The sequence below is a fragment of the Actinoplanes sp. M2I2 genome, from assembly GCF_023544445.1.
In the GTDB taxonomy this organism is placed as follows: domain Bacteria; phylum Actinomycetota; class Actinomycetes; order Mycobacteriales; family Micromonosporaceae; genus Actinoplanes.
In genome coordinates, this window is the sequence record NZ_JALPVJ010000001.1 from 105,814 (window position 1) to 121,967 (window position 16,154).

The 16,154-nt window shown below is 72.1% G+C and carries 17 protein-coding genes; 8 read left to right on the forward strand and 9 right to left on the reverse strand.

Translation table 11 applies throughout. The features are described from left to right. Window positions 1–119: 119 nt before the first annotated feature. On the reverse strand, window positions 120–1,034 hold the full coding sequence (locus HJC40_RS00520) for a cation diffusion facilitator family transporter (RefSeq protein WP_249997593.1): 915 nt from the start codon (window positions 1,032–1,034) through the stop codon (window positions 120–122). A 141-nt stretch (window positions 1,035–1,175) separates the two neighbouring features. Here HJC40_RS00520 and HJC40_RS00525 point away from each other — a divergent pair, with 141 nt between their 5' ends. Beyond that, entirely contained in the window at window positions 1,176–2,108 is a 933-nt protein-coding gene (locus HJC40_RS00525; RefSeq protein WP_249997594.1) for a superoxide dismutase, read from the forward strand. On the opposite strand, the gene HJC40_RS00530 is transcribed toward HJC40_RS00525, so the two are convergent. Beyond that, complete coding sequence (locus HJC40_RS00530; protein WP_249998194.1) at window positions 2,078–4,228, reverse strand: AAA family ATPase; 2,151 nt, start codon at window positions 4,226–4,228, stop codon at window positions 2,078–2,080. The two genes, HJC40_RS00525 and HJC40_RS00530, sit on opposite strands and share 31 nt — an antisense overlap. Before the next feature lie 144 nt (window positions 4,229–4,372). Here HJC40_RS00530 and HJC40_RS00535 point away from each other — a divergent pair, with 144 nt between their 5' ends. Continuing rightward, the gene (locus tag HJC40_RS00535; protein WP_249997596.1) at window positions 4,373–4,723 is read left to right on the forward strand and encodes a metalloregulator ArsR/SmtB family transcription factor; all 351 of its coding nucleotides are present in this window, start codon (window positions 4,373–4,375) and stop codon (window positions 4,721–4,723) included. Then, a complete protein-coding gene (locus HJC40_RS00540; RefSeq protein ID WP_249997598.1) occupies window positions 4,720–5,184 on the forward strand; it encodes an SRPBCC family protein in 465 nt (154 codons plus the stop codon). Before HJC40_RS00535 ends, HJC40_RS00540 begins: the two co-directional genes overlap by 4 nt. A 9-nt stretch (window positions 5,185–5,193) precedes the next feature. Here HJC40_RS00540 and HJC40_RS00545 read toward each other — a convergent pair whose 3' ends face one another. After that, window positions 5,194–6,147, reverse strand: coding sequence for an alpha/beta fold hydrolase (locus HJC40_RS00545; RefSeq protein ID WP_249997600.1), 954 nt, complete (start codon window positions 6,145–6,147; stop codon window positions 5,194–5,196). Window positions 6,148–6,321: 174 nt separating this feature from the next. Here HJC40_RS00545 and HJC40_RS00550 point away from each other — a divergent pair, with 174 nt between their 5' ends. After that, window positions 6,322–6,942, forward strand: coding sequence for a carbonic anhydrase (locus HJC40_RS00550; protein WP_249997602.1), 621 nt, complete (start codon window positions 6,322–6,324; stop codon window positions 6,940–6,942). Between the two features lie 129 nt (window positions 6,943–7,071). Here HJC40_RS00550 and HJC40_RS00555 read toward each other — a convergent pair whose 3' ends face one another. Then, window positions 7,072–7,398 (reverse strand): hypothetical protein, encoded by a 327-nt coding sequence (locus tag HJC40_RS00555; protein WP_249997604.1) that lies wholly within the window; start codon window positions 7,396–7,398, stop codon window positions 7,072–7,074. Window positions 7,399–7,632: 234 nt separating this feature from the next. On the opposite strand from HJC40_RS00555, the gene HJC40_RS00560 reads away from it, so the two are divergent. Together HJC40_RS00560 and HJC40_RS00565 are read left to right on the forward strand one after the other, a co-directional pair. Beyond that, entirely contained in the window at window positions 7,633–8,124 is a 492-nt protein-coding gene (locus tag HJC40_RS00560; RefSeq protein WP_249997606.1) for a DUF3145 domain-containing protein, read from the forward strand. A 233-nt stretch (window positions 8,125–8,357) separates the two neighbouring features. Beyond that, the gene (locus HJC40_RS00565) at window positions 8,358–10,109 is read left to right on the forward strand and encodes a glycoside hydrolase family 3 protein (protein WP_374271040.1); all 1,752 of its coding nucleotides are present in this window, start codon (window positions 8,358–8,360) and stop codon (window positions 10,107–10,109) included. 58 nt (window positions 10,110–10,167) lie between these two features. Here HJC40_RS00565 and fabF read toward each other — a convergent pair whose 3' ends face one another. The 5 genes from fabF to HJC40_RS00590 all read right to left on the reverse strand — a co-directional run bounded on the left by fabF (window position 10,168) and on the right by HJC40_RS00590 (window position 14,833). Beyond that, complete coding sequence (fabF, locus tag HJC40_RS00570) at window positions 10,168–11,394, reverse strand: beta-ketoacyl-ACP synthase II (protein ID WP_249997607.1); 1,227 nt, start codon at window positions 11,392–11,394, stop codon at window positions 10,168–10,170. Window position 11,395: 1 nt separating this feature from the next. Beyond that, on the reverse strand, window positions 11,396–11,638 hold the full coding sequence (locus tag HJC40_RS00575) for an acyl carrier protein (protein ID WP_203788909.1): 243 nt from the start codon (window positions 11,636–11,638) through the stop codon (window positions 11,396–11,398). A gap of 49 nt (window positions 11,639–11,687) precedes the next feature. Beyond that, window positions 11,688–12,638: a beta-ketoacyl-ACP synthase III gene (locus tag HJC40_RS00580; protein ID WP_249997608.1), complete on the reverse strand. Its 951-nt coding sequence runs from the start codon at window positions 12,636–12,638 to the stop codon at window positions 11,688–11,690. Next, window positions 12,635–13,579 (reverse strand): ACP S-malonyltransferase, encoded by a 945-nt coding sequence (locus HJC40_RS00585; RefSeq protein ID WP_249997609.1) that lies wholly within the window; start codon window positions 13,577–13,579, stop codon window positions 12,635–12,637. The genes HJC40_RS00580 and HJC40_RS00585 overlap by 4 nt, the downstream gene beginning before the upstream one ends. A gap of 165 nt (window positions 13,580–13,744) precedes the next feature. Continuing rightward, window positions 13,745–14,833 (reverse strand): helix-turn-helix domain-containing protein, encoded by a 1,089-nt coding sequence (locus HJC40_RS00590; RefSeq protein ID WP_308200833.1) that lies wholly within the window; start codon window positions 14,831–14,833, stop codon window positions 13,745–13,747. 312 nt (window positions 14,834–15,145) lie between these two features. Here HJC40_RS00590 and HJC40_RS00595 point away from each other — a divergent pair, with 312 nt between their 5' ends. Together HJC40_RS00595 and HJC40_RS00600 are read left to right on the forward strand one after the other, a co-directional pair. Beyond that, on the forward strand, window positions 15,146–15,379 hold the full coding sequence (locus HJC40_RS00595; RefSeq protein WP_249997611.1) for a hypothetical protein: 234 nt from the start codon (window positions 15,146–15,148) through the stop codon (window positions 15,377–15,379). A 90-nt stretch (window positions 15,380–15,469) separates the two neighbouring features. After that, window positions 15,470–16,129, forward strand: coding sequence for a helix-turn-helix domain-containing protein (locus HJC40_RS00600; RefSeq protein WP_249997612.1), 660 nt, complete (start codon window positions 15,470–15,472; stop codon window positions 16,127–16,129). The last annotated feature ends 25 nt before the right edge of the window (window positions 16,130–16,154 follow it).

A 16,154-nucleotide genomic window follows, 5' to 3' on the forward strand; every position in this document is an offset into this window, starting at 1 on the left:
GGCATGGTCACCAAGCGTAGAGAGGAAGCCGAAATCTTGATGAGAGTCGGCACACGTGGTGACCGGTGTGATCAGCGTGCACCCTGAAGTGTGATGATCGCCATACGTGAGCCGCGGGCTCACCACCCGGCGGGAGAACACCCGCCCGCCGCGGCCACCGGCTCCACCTGAAGCGTGGCGTGCTCGATGTGGAAGTCGTCGTGCAGGGCCTCGCGGGCAGTGGACAGGACGGCGCCGAGCTCGGCCTGAGGCTCGAGGCTGAGGTGGGCCGACGCGACGTCCATGCCCGAGGTCAGCGTCCACACGTGCAGGTCGTGCACGTCGCAGACGCCCGGCACGGCGGCCAGGCGGGCGCGCACCCGGGTGATGTCGAGGTGCTCGGGAGCGGCCTGCACGAGGATGCGCACGGCCGAGCGGCCGAGCGCGAAGGTCCGCGGCAGGATCATGAGCGCGACCACCACGGCCACGATCGGGTCGGCGTACGCCCACCCGGTGAGCCCGATGATCGCGGCGGCCACGATGACGCCGACCGAGCCGAGCAGGTCGCCCACCACCTCGAGGTAGGCGCCGCGCACGTTGATGCTCTCCTGGGCGCCGCCCCGCAGCAGGCCGAACGCGATGAGGTTGATCACCAGGCCGCCCACCGCGACGATCAGCATCGAGCCGGCCGGCACCTCGGGCGGGTCGGTGAAGCGGCGGAGGGCCTGCACCACGACGACGCCGGCGACCCCGGTGAGCAGGGCCGCGTTGGCCAGCGCGGCGAGCACCTCGAGGCGGTAGAGGCCGAAGGTGCGCTGCGAGTCGGTTGCGGCGCGGCCGGCCGCGGTGATGGCGGCCAGGGCCATCGCGATGCCCAGCACGTCGGTGAACATGTGGCCGGCGTCGGAGAGCAGGGCCAGCGAGCCGGTGGCGAGCGCGGCCACCGCCTCGACGACCATGAAGCCGGCCAGCAGCCCGGCCGCCCACCAGAGCCGCGTGCGGTGTCTCGCCCCCGCTCGCAGCGCCTGGCCCCCGTGATCGTGCCCGGCTCCCATGCCTCAACCCTCCGTCGGCGCCCCGCGCTTCGACCAATGTATGCGTACATCGCTATGTGTGCAAGAAGAAGATCGTCGAACCGATTGCCGGAAACGGGGTAAGCAAGGGGTGACAGCAAGCTCCGCCTGGAAAGGAAATCCGTGTCCAGACGTACTCTCGCGATTGTCATCTCCACGGTGCTCGCCGTGCTCGCCGGCGCAGCTCCGGCCGCGGCTCACTCCTCCCAACGGTGGCCGTCCGAGCTCGCGCTGCCGGCCGGCTTCCAGCCCGAAGGCATCGCCATCGGGAACAAGCCGTACGCCTATTTCGGCTCCCGCGTCGACGGCGACATCTACCGGGTCAGCCTGCGCACCGGCAAGGGTTCGGTGTTCAGCGAGGGCCCGGGCGCCGGCAACCCGTCGCTCGGCCTCAAGGTCGACGACCACAGGCTGTTCGTGGCCGGCGGCACCGCGGGCAGCGCCCGGGTCGTCGACCTGCGCAGCGGCAAGGTGCTGAAGTCGTACTCGCTCAAGGCCCCCGGCACCTCCACCTGGTTCATCAACGACGTCGTGCTCACCCGGGACGCCGCCTGGTTCACCGACTCGGCCAACCCGGTGCTCTGGAAGCTGCCGCTCGGCAAGAAGGGCAGCCTCCCGGCCGAGGCGGTCGCCGTGCCGCTGAGCGGCGACATCGAGTATGCCGCGGGCAACAACGCCAACGGCATCTCCCGTACGCCGGACGGCCGTGGGCTGATCATCGTGCAGTCCAACCTCGGCAAGCTCTTCCGCGTCGGCTACGACGGCGCGAGCAAGGAGATCTCGCTCGGGTCCGAGACCGTCGTCAACGGCGACGGCCTGTGGCTGCGCGGCCGCACGCTCTACGTGGTGCAGAACCGGCTCAACGTGATCGCCAAGGTCGAACTGGACCGCCGGGCCACCGAGGGCACGGTCGTCTCGCGGACGGGCAGCCCGTCCTTCGACGTGCCGACCACGATCGCCGAGTTCGGCAAGCGGTTCTACCTGCCGAACGCCCGCTTCACGACCACCCCGACGCCGACCACGACCTACAACGCCGTGGCCGTGCCGATCCCCTGAGGTCGCCAGTCCGGATCGGTTCCGACGGTGGTCAGGCGCTGGGTGGCCCGGGACAACGCGACGTAGAGGGTGCGAATGCCGGCCGGATCCCGGGTGAGGGAGTTCGGCTCGACCAGCACCACCGCGTCGTACTCCATGCCCTTGGCCTCCAGCGCCGTGACCACCTGGACCCGTTCCGGCAGGCCGGCGACCCAGCCGGCCATCTCGTCGCGGCGGGTCACCGGGGTGATCACCCCGATCGTGCCGTCGACCTCGGCGAGCTGCTTCTCGGCCACGTCCCGGACCGTCGCGGGCAGCTTGGCCGGGTCGGACACCGAATCCACCGGGTCCACCCCGGTGCTGCGCACGGCGGTCGGCAGCGGCAGATCCGGCATGATCGCCTTGATCACCGAGGCCGCGACCGCGAAGATCTCCGACGAGTTGCGGTAGTTGGTGGTCAACGCGAAGCTGTTGCGCTTGCGGGAGCCGAGCGCGCGGTCGCGGGCCCGGTCGAGCTCGACCGGGTCGCCGACCCAGGCCGTCTGCGCCGGGTCGCCGACGATCGTCCAGGACGCGTACGTGCCGCGGCGCCCGATCATCCGCCACTGCATCGGCGAGACGTCCTGCGACTCGTCGACCACCACGTGCGCGTACTCCCGGTAGTCCTCCTCGCGCTGCACCTGCTGGGCGCGCTGCGCCGCCTGGCGGTCGGCGAACGTGCTGACCTCCTGGACGCCGTCGCGCACGTGGAACGGGTTCGACGACCTGCGCTGCGGCCGCCGGGGGCGACCCATCAGCTCGTCGAGCTCGTCGAGCAGCGCCACGTCGGCGATGGTCGGGCCCTCGGCGTCGAGCGCCTGGAACGACCTTTGCAGGCGGGTGATCTCCTCGTTGGAGAGCAGGCCATGGGCGTACGACCGGAGCCGTTCCGGAACCGCGAGCCAGCGCAGCACCCGCATCGGCGTGAACCGCGGCCACCAGGCCTTGAGGAACTCGCGCAACTCGGAGCGGTCGGCCAGCTCGGCCTCGAAATCCGGCTTCTCGGGCAGGCCGGAGACCTTGTGCTGACGGACCTGCGACCAGAGCGCGTCGAACAGGCGGTCGAAGCCGGCGCCGCGTACCTCGTTGCGCCGGGCGCCGCGGGGCAGCGCCGCCCGGCGGATCCGATCGAGGTCGCCGGCGCCGAGCCGCAGCAGCGTGCCTCGGTAGAGAAGGCGCAACTCGGTCGGGCCGTCGGGCACGGCGTCGTGCGAGGCCCGCTCGAGCACCCGTCGCATCCGCAGCGAGCCCTTGATCGCCGCGACGTCGCTCGAGTCGACCCGCGTCGCGTTGTAGCCGGGAACCAGCGTGCCCAGCGAGCGCAGAGTCGCCGTGTCCTCGCCCAGGGAGGGCAGGACGGTGGCGATGTAGTCGACGAAGACGCCGGACGGGCCGATCACCAGGATGCCGCCGCCGGCGAACCGGTTGCGGTCGGAATAGAGGAGGTAGGCCGCCCGGTGCAGGGCCACCGCGGTCTTGCCCGTGCCCGGTCCGCCCGTCACGATCGTCACGCCCGAGGCAGTGGAGCGGATCGCCTCGTCCTGTTCGCGCTGGATCGTCGCGACGATGTCACGCATCCCGCGGCCGGTCGCCTTGGACAGGCTGGCCAGCAACGCGCCGTCGCCGACCACGCGCATGTCGGCCGGCGCCGCCTCGGGATCGAGCAGGTCGTCCTCGATGCCGGTGACGCGCTCGCGGCTCGACTGGATCATCCGCCGGCGCACCACGCCGAGCGGCTCGGCCGGGGTGGCGCGATAGAAGGCGGCGGCGGCCGGGGCGCGCCAGTCGACGACCAGAGGCTGGGAGTTGTCGTCCCGGATGCCCATGCGGCCGACGTAGTGGGTGGCGCCGGTGAGCAGATCGAGACGGCCGAAGACCAGGCCTTCGTACTCGGTATCGAGCGCGTGCCGGCGGCGGGCGGCGTGGAAGACCATTGCGTCGCGTTCGACCAGGGCGCCGAAGGTGCCCACGCCGGCCAGTTGGTAGCCCTCTTTCTCGGCGCGGGAGGCGTCCCGGCGGAGCACGGCGAGCCGGGCATAGACGAGGTCGACATGCTGCTGCTCGACCGCGATCTCCTGCTGCAGAACGGTGGCGTCGCTCAACTCGGTGAATCTCACTTTCCGGCCCCATGTGCACGCGTTCGGGCAGCGTGCTCGCACAAAGGGAGCACTCGAACCTACTCCTCCGGAGGGGCTCGCGTCTCACCCGGTCTTGACATCGGCGCGGCAAGCCCAATACTTAAGCAGGTGCTTAACCATTCGCCCTCGCTCGACCTGATGTTCGCGGCGCTCGCCGACGGCAGCCGCCGCAGCATGGTCGACCGGCTCAGCCGGGGCCCGGCCACCGTGAAACAGCTGGCTGAGCCCCTGGTGATGTCGCTTCCGGCCGTGCTGCAACACCTCCGGGTGCTGGAGGAGAGCGGCCTGGTGCGCTCGGCCAAGAGCGGCCGGGTGCGCACGTGCCACCTCGAGCCGGCCGCGCTGAACGCCGCCGAGCAGTGGATCGCCGACCGCCGGGCCGAGTGGCTGAGCCGCCTCGACCGCCTCGGGGACTACCTCGAAACCCCTGAGCTCGACTCTGAAGGAGACCAGTCATGACGCCGCGTTCCGCCCAGCACGACACGTTCCGGATCGAGCGCCACTACGCCGCCGCGCCCGAGCGGGTCTTCCGCGCGTTCGCCGACCCCGAGGCCAAGGCCAAGTGGTTCGGCTCGCCCGACCCCGCGACGGTCCAGGAGGGGGTCTCCTTCGACTTCCGCGAGGGTGGGCGGGAGACGGCCACGACCGTGTTCGCCGACGGCAACCGGTACGGCTTCGCCGCCACGTACACCGACATCGTGCCGGCCGAGCGGCTCGTCTACACGTACGAGATGTCCCTGAACGACGACCGCATCTCGGTCTCGGTCGTCACGGTGGAGTTCCGCCCGGCGCCGTCCGGCGGCACCGACTTCGCCATCACCGAGCAGGGCGTCTATCTGGACGGCCTGGACGACCCGGGCAAGCGCCGCGCGGGCACCGAATACCTGATGGACGCCCTGGGCAAGTCGCTGACCGACTGAGATCCGGCCTCAGGCCGCCTTCTTGAGCTGGGTGGCCGGGCGGGTCCGGGCCCGGCGGCTCCGCTTGGCCGGGGTGACCCGCTCGACGATCGCGGTCAGGGCGGCCGAGACCTCCTGCGGGCGCTCCAGCGGCAACATGTGACCGGCGCCGGCCAGCACGCTCAGGTCGGCACCGGGCAACGCCTGGGCGATCGACTCGGAGCAGGCCGGCGGGGTGAGCCGGTCACGCTGGCCGACCAGCACGGCGGCCGGCATGTCGCCCAGCTCGGCCAGCGTGTCCAGGCGCTGCTGGGCGCCGATCGACGGGCGGAAACCGCCGATCGACCGCAGCGACGCGCGCCCGAACGATCGCATGGCCAGCTCGAGGGCGGCCTCGTCGCACTCGTCGCCGAACAGCAACCAGCGCACCGCCGGGCGCAGGACCGGGGCCAGCGCCCGGTGCGGGCACCACGGGCCCGACCGGGCCAGCAGGCCGGCGCCGACGGTCTCGCCGGCCCGCAGCAACGCCGCCAGCCGGGACGGCAGACCGTACTGGGTGTGCGTGTGGCCCTCGGCGGTCGTGGAGACGAGGAGCAGCCCGGCCACCCGCTCGGCGAAGGTCCTGGAGTGGGCGTGGGCGTATTCCATGATCGTCATGCCGCCCATGGAGTGCCCGCCCAGGACGACCGGGCCGGTAGGGGCGTACCGCCGCAGCACCTCGGCGAGGTCGTCGCCGAGCTGGCCCAGGGTGGCCCGGGCGAGGTGGGTGGCGCCGGATCGACCGTGCCCCCGGCTGTCGTACGTGATGACGCGGGGACGGCGGGCGCCGAGCACGCGCAGGGCGGCCACCTGGTGCTGCCACGTCCGCCTGTCCTGGCACCAGCCGTGCGTGAGCACCACGGTGACCGGGGCGTTCGCGGGGCCATGGACTTCGACGTGCAACGTGACCCCGTCGGGAAGGGTCAACTCCGATCGCTCCGACATGGGCACCTCCGAGATCCGCACAACCCCGTTGTACCCACGGGTAATAAGCATCACTCGTGATCACTCGAAAAGCCATCGGCAGAATCGACGCGACCGGGCCGAAAATTTCCGTGCGGAACGTGAGTTGGCTCGCACTCACTGTCCGAGAGCGCGAATTGGGTGAGAATCACTCGTATGACGACCGATCCGTCGGCGGGGCCCGCCGTTCCGATCACGAACGCCGACGAAGCCCTGGCCGAGCTGCTCGCCGGCAACAAGCGGTTCGTCAGCGCCCGCCCCGAGCACGGCCATCAGGTCTCGGCGGCCGCCGCGGCGTCGGGCCGCCAGCAGCCGCACGCCGTCGTCCTCGGTTGCATCGATTCCCGGGTGCCGCTTGAGGCGATCTTCGACCAGACGTTCGGCTCGATCTGCGTGGTGCGCTCGGGTGCGCACGTGCTCGACCGGGCCGTGCTGGGCTCGGTCAGCTTCGCGGTCGCCGAGCTGGGCGTCCCGCTGATCATGGTGCTGGGCCACAAGCGCTGCGGGGCCGTGAGCGCCACCGTCGCGGCGCTACGGGCCGGGGAGGTGCCGGCGGGCGAGATCGGCTACCTGGTCGACGAGATCGCCCCGGCCGTCCGGGCCGTCGGCGTCGACGACCCCGAGGCCTCCGAGAAGGCGATGCGTGCCCACGTGGGCCGCACGGTTCGCCGGCTGAACGCGGTGGACGTGGTGGCCGACGCGGTGGCCGGCGGGCGGGCCGGTCTGGTGGGCGCCGTCTACGACCTGGACACGGGACTGGTCGAGCTGCTGCCCTGATCGCCCGTTAAGTCGTGATCATGCCTCGGTGATCTTCATGCACCGATCCTCGACGCATGGGCTGAGATTCACCAAATGAAAAGGCGCCCGTCGGCCGATGGCCGGCGGGCGCCTTGACGTCGGGGACGCTCAGCCCTCGAAGATGCCGGCTTCGGCGAGACGCTTCTCGGTCGCGCCCCAGCCGTCCTGCGGGTGGGCCTCGTCGAGAGCGGTCAGCTCGGCACGGATCTTGGCACCGTGGCCGGCGGCAGCCAGGACGCGGATCTCCTCGACGAAGGCGTCCGAGTCGGTCTTGAGGTGCGCGGTCTTGCCGTTGGTCAGGTTCCGCACGTACGCGAAGCGACCCTTGGCGAGCGGGATGACGTACTTGTACTCGCCGAGCACGCTGAGCGCGCCGCCCGTTCCCTGGCCCGCGCGGACTGATGCGCGGGCGGTCTTTGAGGTGTTGCTCGCCACGGCGGGACTCCTTGGAGAAAGCAGAAAAAAGGCCTTGGTAACTCTACACGATACCGGCGGGACCGTGCCGTCCGAGCAGGTTGAAGCGTTGTTCAGGGTGTGCCGCTACGGCCGAGCCGATGTCGATGTTGCCGATTCTCTGGCGCACCATCCGTACCAACCGGCATCATGGGACACGATCAACCGCGGTCGAGGTCGTAGGGGAAGACGCACCTCGGTCTCCGGGAGGTCACCGTGCCAACGTGTGGCGTCGTATACGTCCACTCGACTCCACTCGCCGTGTGCCAGCACGTCGAGTGGGCGATCGCGCGCGTACTGACCGCGCCGGTCACCCTGCACTGGACGGCGCAGCCGGTTGATCCCGGCATGCGGCGCGCCGAGTGCAGCTGGACCGGGCGGGCCGGTACTGGCGCCGAGCTGGCTGCTGCCCTCAGGCAGTGGCCCATGATCCGTTTCGAGGTGACCGAGGAACCCAGTCCCGGAGTCGACGGCGAGCGTTTCATGCATGTCCCCGGTCGAGGCCTCTTCCACGGGATCATGGGCGCGTCGGGCGACATCCAGATCGGCGAGGACCGGCTGCGCGCCATCATGGCCTCCGCGCGGGCGCCCGAGGCGCTCGCGCATGCCCTGGAAAAGGCGCTCGGCACGGCCTGGGACGCCGAACTGGAGCCCTACCGGTACGCCGGCGACGGCGCACCGGTGACGTTGCTGACCCGGGTGGGTTGATCCCGTACGGTCATGATCCACTTTTACGGATCGGCCGTGCGTCCGCCACGCCGGAGCCGGCCCGGGGCGTGTGTCCGAGTGCGGCCAGGTCGCGGCTCGGCCATGCCGTGGCCCGGCTCCGGTGCTCGAGCGCGCCGTAGTTCGGCCCCCCCGGGATGCGCCGTAGTTCGGCCCCCCCGGGATGCGCCGTAGTTCGGCCCCCCGGGATGCCCCGGCAACCGCGTGCTGATTCGATGGCGGGCGTGATGACACCGGCGGGTCCGAAGAAGATGGCGGCCGTGCGGGCCGCTCTGGTCGTGCCGTTGCTGCTCGCGGCGGCGGCGTGCGGCTCGGACGAGGAACCGGAGCCCGCGGCGAGCGCACCCGCGGCGCCGCCTCCGTCGGCTGCGCCCTCGGATCCGAGCCCGAGCCCGTCGGGAGATCCCTCGGCGCGGGCGGCCGCCGCCGTGGCCGCGATGAGCGACACCGACCTGGCCGGTCAGGTTCTCATGCCGTACGCCTACGGCAGTTCGGCCACGGTCGTGGACAAGGGCTCGGCCGCCGGCAACCAGGGTCTCGCCGGGGTGGACACGCCCGCCGAGATGATCGCCAAGTACCGCCTGGGCGGCCTGATCCTCGTCAGCTTCACCGCCAAGGACCCGACCGGCGCGACCAACCCCACGACCAACGTGGAGAACCCCGAGCAGGTCCGCAAGCTGACCGACGGCCTGCAGGAGGCCGCCCGGAAACTGCCCGGCGGCGCCCCGCTGATGATCGGCACGGATCAGGAGTACGGGGTGGTCACCCGCATCACCGAGGGCGTGACCATGTTGCCCTCGGCGATGGGGGCGGGCGCCGCGGCGCAGCCCGGGCTGACCGAGGCGGCGTGGCGGGCGGCCGGCGAGGAGCTGGCCGCGATGGGCGTCACCGTCGACTTCGCGCCGGTCGCCGACACCCTCGGCCCGCCGGCCAACACGGTGATCGGCTCGCGCGCGTTCGGCTCCGACCCGCAGGCGAACGCCCAGCAGGTCGCGGCGGCCGTGCGCGGGCTCGAGGGGGCCGGCGTGGCGGCCGGCCTCAAGCACTTCCCGGGCCACGGGCACACCAGCGGGGACAGCCACGAGGGGCTGCCGGTGATCTCGCAGAGCCGGGCCGCCTGGACCGCACAGGATCTGCCGCCGTTCCGCTCCGGCGTGGGCGCCGGGGCCGGTGTGGTGATGTCCGGCCACCTCGACGTGCGAGCGCTGGACAAGGGCGTGCCGGCCACCTTCTCCAAGAAGATCATGACCGACGTGCTGCGGGGGCAGCTCAAGTTCACCGGCGTCGCGGTCACCGACGCGATGAACATGCCGCCGGCGATGAAGTGGCCGCCGGGCGAGGCTGCGGTGCGGGCGCTCAACGCCGGCAACGACATGCTGCTCATGCCGCCGAACCTCGGCGCCGCCCGCGACGGCATCCTGGCCGGTCTCAAAGGCGGCTCGCTCAAGAAGGAGCGGCTGGTCGAGGCGGTCACCCGGATCCTCACAATGAAGTTCCGCACCGCCGCGCGGACCCGGCCCGAGCTGGCCGTGGTGGGCTCGCCGGAGCACGAGAAGGCGGTGGCGGCCCTGGACGCCGCCTCGATCACCGTGCTGCGCGGACCCTGCTCGGGGGCGTTGCTGAGCGGCCCGGTCACGGTCACCGCGCCGGGCGACCGTGAGGTGGCGCGGGTCAACCTGGTCCGCGCGCTGCAGGCGCAGGGCTTCAAGGTGCAGGCGGCCGGCGGGGCGGTGGTGCGCCTCGTCGGGTACGGGGACAAGTCCGTCGACCTGGATCCGGCGGCCCGGGTCACCGTCATGATGGACACGCCGCACCTGCTGGCCTCGTCCCGGTCACCGGTGCTCGTCGCCACGTACTCGTCGAGCAAGCTCTCGCTGAACGCCCTGGCCGCCGTGCTGGCCGGCAAGGCCCAGGCGCCCGGCCGGAGCCCGGTGGCTGTCACCGGGCTGCCCCGCACCGCCTGCTGACGGCGAAGCCCGGCCGTCCCCGGAAACTCCAGGAGACGGCCGGGCTTCCGGCGAATGATCAGACGCGGGTGAAGACCAGCGCGACGTTGTGACCGCCGAAGCCGAACGAGTTGTTCATGGCTGCGGGGATGTCGAGCTGGCGGGCCTTGTGCGCCGCCACGTCGAGGTCGAGCTTGTCGTCCGGGTCGTCCAGGTTGATCGTGGGGGGAACCACGCTCTCCCGGATGGCCATGATGGTGGCGATCGACTCGAGAGCCCCGGCCGCGCCCAGCAGGTGGCCGGACATCGACTTGGTCGAGGTGATCACCGGGTGGGTGCCGATCGCCGCCTTGATGCCGACGATCTCACCCATGTCACCGACCGGCGTGGAGGTGGCGTGCGCGTTGACGTGGACGATGTCGGCGCCGGTCAGCCCGGCGTCGCGGATCGCCCGGGTCATCGCGCGGGCGCCGCCCTTGCACTCCGGGTCGGGCTGGACGATGTCGTAACCGTCCGACGTGATGCCGGCGCCGGCGAGCCGGGCGTAGATCCGCGCGCCGCGAGCCCTCGCGTGGTCTTCGCGCTCGAGCACCAGCGCGCCCGCGCCCTCGCCGAAGACGAAGCCGTCGCGTCCCTTGTCCCAGGGGCGGGAGGCCTTCTCCGGCTCGTCGTTGCGCGTCGACATGGCCCGCATGTTGGCGAACCCCGCGTACGGCAGCGGGTGGATGACCGCCTCGGTGCCGCCGGCCACGACCACGTCGGCCCGGCCGGAGCGGATGATGTCGAGGCCCAGCGACATGGCCTCGGCGCCGGTCGCGCAGGCGCTGGCCATGGCGTGCACCCCGGCCTGCGCGCCGAGCTCGATGCCGACCCAGGCCGCCGGGCCGTTGGGCATGAGCATCGGCACCGTGTGCGGGCTGACCTTGCGCTGCCCCGACGCCTCGAGGATGTCGTCCTGGTTGAGCAGCGTGAGCGCACCCCCTATGCCGCTGCCGAAGCTGACGGCCAGACGCTCCTTGTCGATCTCCGACCCCTCGAGGCCGGCGTCGGCCCAGGCCTGCTTCGCGGCGATCAGCGCGATCGCCTCGGAGCGGTCGAGCCGGCGCATCCGCACCCGCTCGATGACCTCGGACGGGTCGACCTTGAGCTGGGCCCCGATCTTGACCGTGAGCTGCTCGGCCCACTCCAGGGTGAGGCGACCCACCCCGGAGCGGCCGGCGAGCATGGCGTCCCAGGTGGACGCGACGTCCCCGCCCAACGGGGTGGTCGCGCCGAGCCCGGTGACGACGACGTCGACGTTGCTCATGTCAGTGGTTCGCCTCGATGTAGGTCACGGCGTCGCCGACGGTCTTGAGGTTCTGGACCTCGTTGTCGGGGATCTTGACGCCGAACTTCTCCTCGGCGGCCACCACGACCTCGACCATGGACAGCGAGTCGACGTCCAGGTCGTCGGTGAAGGACTTCTCCTCGGCGACGTCGTCCGGGTTCACCCCGGCGACCTCCTCGAGGATTTCGGCGAGGCCGGAGGTGATCTCTTCGCGAGTAGCCATTACTGGTAGTTCCTCTCGATGGTGGGGACTGCTCCGACAGGAAGAACGCTTACGGACAGCGGACGACCTGGCCGGCGTAGGTGAGGCCGCCGCCGAAGCCGAAGAGCAGCACCGGGGCGCCCGAGGCGACCCCGCCGCTCTCGATCAGCTTCGACAGGGCCAGCGGCACACTGGCCGCGGAGGTGTTGCCCGAGTGGACGATGTCCTTGGCCACGACGACCTCGGGACCCAGACCGAGCCGCTTGACGATGCCGTCGATGATCCGGGTGTTGGCCTGGTGGGGCACGAAGGCGGCCAGCTCGGAGGGCTTCACGCCGGCCTTCTCGCAGGTCTCGAGCGCGAACGGGGCCAGCGCGGTGGTCGCCCAGCGGAAGACCGTCTGACCGTCCTGCTCGATGTAGGGCTGCCAGCCCTCGATCCGCAGCGCGTCGCCCTTGTCGGGGGCCGAGCCCCACAGGACCGGGCCGATGCCGGGCTGCTCGCCGTCGGCCACGCCGGTGACGACCGCGGCGCCCGCGCCGTCGCCGAAGAGCACGGCGGTCGTGCGGTTGGTCCAGTCGGTGACGTCCGACAGCTTCTCGGCCCCGATGACCAGGGCGTTGCGCGAGGCGCCGGCCCGGATCGCGTGGTCGGCCGTGCCCAGGGCGTACGAGAACCCGGAGCAGGCCGTGTTCAGGTCGTACGCGGCCGGGGCGGTGATGCCGAGCCGGGCCGCGACCCGGGTGGCGATGTTGGGGCACCGGTCGACCGCGGAGCAGGTGGCCACCGTGACCAGGTCGATGTCGGCGGCGGTCAGGCCGGAGGCGGCCAGCGCCTTCTCGGCCGCGAACGTGGCCATGTCGGCGACCGACTCGCCGTCGGCGATGCGCCGCTCGGCGATGCCGACCCGGCTCTTGATCCACTCGTCGTTCGTGTCGATCGTCGCCGCTAGGTCGTCGTTGGTGACGACGCGCGAGGGCTGATAGTGGCCCATCGCGAGAATCCGGGTGCCGGCGGTCATCGTGGTGCTCCTTCGATCGGGTGTCCACCGTGCCGGGCGATCAGATCCTGGGCGGCGGGCAGGTCGTCCGGCGTGTTGAGGGTGACGATCTCGGGGGCCCCTTCGCCCTTGAGCTCGCGCTTGACCAGCCCGGCGAGCGTGCCGGCGGGCGGAAGTTCGAGCACGCCGGTGACACCGAGGCCGGCCAGCGTGCGCATCACGAGATCCCAGCGCACCGGTGCGGTCACCTGGCGGACCAGGCGCCGGACCATGTCGCCGCCGTCGGTCACGGCGGCGCCGTCGAGGTCGGACAGCAGGGTGCGGGCCGGGCCGGTGACGGTGACACCGCCGGCGATCGCGTCCAGCGCGGCCTCGGCGGGCGCCATGTAGGGCGTGTGGAAGGCGCCGGCCACCTGGAGCGCGATGATCCGCGCCTTGGCGGGCGGCTCGGCCGCGAGCCGGGCCAGCCCGTCCAGCGACCCGGCCGCCACGATCTGGCCGGCTCCGTTGCGGTTGGCCGGGTGCAGGCCCTGCTTGTCGATGGCCGCGAGGACCTCTTCGGGGTCGCCGCCGAGGACGGCGCTCATGCCGGTGGGCTCGAGGGCGCAGGCGGCGGCCATCTCGCGGCCGCGCACCCCGGCCAGGGCGATCGCGGCCTCGGCGGGCAGGACCCCGGCGATCGCGGTGGCGCCCAGCTCACCCACGCTGTGCCCGGCGACCACGTCGACGCGCTCCAGCGGCAGCCGGCCCGCGGCGAGCAGCGAAGCGGCGACCAGCAGAGGCTGGGTACGGGCGGTGTCCTTGATCTCCTCGGCGCCGGCCTCGGTGCCCAGGTGCACCAGGTCCACGCCGGCCAGAGCCGACCACCAGCGCAGCTTGGTCTCGGCGCCGGGCAGATCGAGCCAGGGGATCAGGAAGCCGGGTTTCTGGGAACCCTGGCCGGGGGAGAGTACGGCGAGCACGTCCTCGACTCTTCCGGATCGGTCGCGGTTGCGGGGTTGACGGCGGCCACCAAACCCTACGACAGCGATTGTAGGAACCCTACAAACGCCTCCGTTAATCGTCCTTAATAGTCCTCTTTTGAGGGGCCTTCAGAAGCTGAACGATCTCTCATCCGCTGCAGTGAGTTATGTCGCAGGATCGAGACGGCCCACTGTCAGGGCGATCCGCAGGGCGAACGCGTCGCGGCCGTCGAGCGGCGACAGGCCGGTCACCTCGGTGACCCGCTTGAGGCGGTAGCGGATCGTGTTGGGGTGCACGTAGAGCTCACGGGCCGCGCTTTCGAGCACGCCGCCGGAGGCGAAGAAGGCGTCCAGCGTCTCCAGCAGGCCGCTGCCGGCCCGGGCGAGGGCGCCGTAGGCGTCGTGCCGCAGCGCCCGGCGCGCGTCCATGTCGCCCGCCAGGACGCGTTCGGGCAACAGGTCGTCGGCGGCCACCGGGTTGGGCGCGCCGGGCCAGGCGGGCGCCGCCCGGAAGCCGGCCAGAGCCGCGCGGGCCGACTCGGTGGCCTGGTCGAGCGACGGCACGGCCGGGCCGACCACGATCGGACCGGCCCCGAAGCTGACCGCGAGCGCCTCGGCCGTGGCCACCGGGTCGGTCGCGCCGCCCATGACCACCACCAGGCGGTCGCCGTGCACGCCGCCGATCACCTCGATGCGGGCGCGGCGGGCGGCCCGGTAGACCGCGTGCAGGACGGCGGTGATGTCGCCGCCGGGTGACCGGCCGACCACGACGGCCACCGGCGGGGCGTCGGCCCAGCCGAGGGCGGCGGCCCGGCTGGCCAGCACGTCCGAGGAGTCGCCGCGCAACAGGGCGTCGACCAGCAGGGCCTGCAGGCGGGCGTCCCAGGCCCCGCGCGACTCGGCCGCGCGCGCGTAGACCCGGGCCGCCGAGAAGGCGATCTCCCGGGAGAACTTGAGGATGGCCTGGAGGAGGGGCTCCTCCTCGCCCGGGGCGGCCAGGGCGGCCACCTCCGTCTCGGCCACGTCGATGGTCACCTTGATCAGCTGAACGGTCTGGGTCAGCGTGAGCAACCGGGCCAGCGCGCGCGGCGCCGCGGCGAAGACGTCGTCGGAGATCTCCTGCGTGGTCTCGGCGACCACGCCGCCCGACCGCAGCCACTCGACCAGCGACCGGACGCCGGCCTGGGCGACCAGCATGACCCAGGACCGCTGGTCGGCCGGCAGCGCGCGGAACCAGGGCAGTGTCTCGTCCATGCGGGCGACCGCCGAGGTGGCCAGCGCGCCCGCGTGCCGTTCGATCCGGCGCAGGGTGGCGGCCGGTGGCGGCTTCGCGGCGCCGGTGGCCGGCGCGGTCTCTGACACGTCCTTAGCGTGCCACGAGCGCGGGCCGGGTGAGTTTCATACCGTTTTGACCCTTAAGTCCGGAGTAGCGGTGCGCCCCTGCCGTGATTTCGGTCGGTGACCTGGCAGGGTGTCGTCCTAGCGTCGGCAGACTCACACCCGTCCGGGGTCAGGGCGGGCTACGAACTGCCGATGAAAGACCGCGACAGCTTGAGGGGAGGCGAGATGACGGAACGGGAGATCGAGCCCGCCCCGGCGACGGAGGCGTTGCCGGTTCCGGCGATCGCCGTGCCGGCCGAGGAGCTTCCCGCTCCGCCGGTGGTCCAGGACGACCCGGGGCCGAGCCGGGTCGGCTGCCGCACCGAGCTGCACGGCTGGGCCGGTGGCCACCTGCACGGGGCCGTGCGCCCGCGCCGCCGCGCAGCCGGTCGCGGCCGGCCGCCGGGACGCTGGTGCTGACGGCGTGCTGAGTACCACGGTCGGGTGAGCCACGCGTCTGCTCCCGGGCGCGTCCCGGCGGCCGGGCCGCGAAGCCGGAACGGTGAACCGGTGGACGACAAGAGACGGCTGATCCTCGACCAGGCGCTGGCTCTCGTCGACGAACGCGGGCTCGCCGCCATGTCGATGCGAGCGGTAGCCGAGCGGGTCGGGCTCACCTCGATGGCGCTCTACCCGTACGTCGGCGGCAAGGACGCGCTGCTCGACGGCCTGGTCGACCTGCTCAACCTGGAACTCGGCGACGAGGTCGGCGACGGGCTCGGCGACAACGGGCTCGGCGACAACGGGCTCGGCGACAACGGGCTCGGCGACAACGGGCTCGGCGACAACGGGCTCGGCGACAACGGGCTCGGCGACGGCGGGGCGGAGCCGGACTGGCGGCGCCGGCTGCGAGCGCTGGGCCGGGCCGTGCGCGGCCTTGCCGCTCGACATCCGGGGGCGTTCCCGCTGCTGCTCAACCGCTCGGCGGCCGGCGCCTCGACGTCGTGGCTGACCGCCGCTCTGCGGGGCGTCCTGCACGACGCGGGTGTCCCCGCCGGGCACGTCCCGCGTCTGGCCCGGATGATCGTGGCCTTCCTGCTGGGCTACGCGACCGGCGAGGTCACCGGCGGCCTGCCGGCCCCGGCTACGCCCGAGGCGGGTCAGGCCGAGTTCGAGGCCGACCTGTCCGACCTGGTACGCCTGGTGGAGACCGCCGTCCGGGTGGCGTAAACGCTGTTCCGCACCGAACAGGGGT

Coding starts and splice junctions, on each gene's coding strand:
- HJC40_RS00580 (WP_249997608.1), bottom strand. CDS start 12,638: ATGACCGCCGGCACCCGGATTCTCGCGATGGGCCACTATCAGCCCTCG.
- HJC40_RS00520 (WP_249997593.1), bottom strand. CDS start 1,034: ATGGGAGCCGGGCACGATCACGGGGGCCAGGCGCTGCGAGCGGGGGCG.
- HJC40_RS00540 (WP_249997598.1), top strand. CDS start 4,720: ATGACGCCGCGTTCCGCCCAGCACGACACGTTCCGGATCGAGCGCCAC.
- HJC40_RS00595 (WP_249997611.1), top strand. CDS start 15,146: ATGACGGAACGGGAGATCGAGCCCGCCCCGGCGACGGAGGCGTTGCCG.
- fabF (WP_249997607.1), bottom strand. CDS start 11,394: ATGAGCAACGTCGACGTCGTCGTCACCGGGCTCGGCGCGACCACCCCG.
- HJC40_RS00590 (WP_308200833.1), bottom strand. CDS start 14,833: ATGGACGAGACACTGCCCTGGTTCCGCGCGCTGCCGGCCGACCAGCGG.
- HJC40_RS00545 (WP_249997600.1), bottom strand. CDS start 6,147: ATGTCGGAGCGATCGGAGTTGACCCTTCCCGACGGGGTCACGTTGCAC.
- HJC40_RS00565 (WP_374271040.1), top strand. CDS start 8,358: ATGGCGGGCGTGATGACACCGGCGGGTCCGAAGAAGATGGCGGCCGTG.
- HJC40_RS00575 (WP_203788909.1), bottom strand. CDS start 11,638: ATGGCTACTCGCGAAGAGATCACCTCCGGCCTCGCCGAAATCCTCGAG.
- HJC40_RS00550 (WP_249997602.1), top strand. CDS start 6,322: ATGACGACCGATCCGTCGGCGGGGCCCGCCGTTCCGATCACGAACGCC.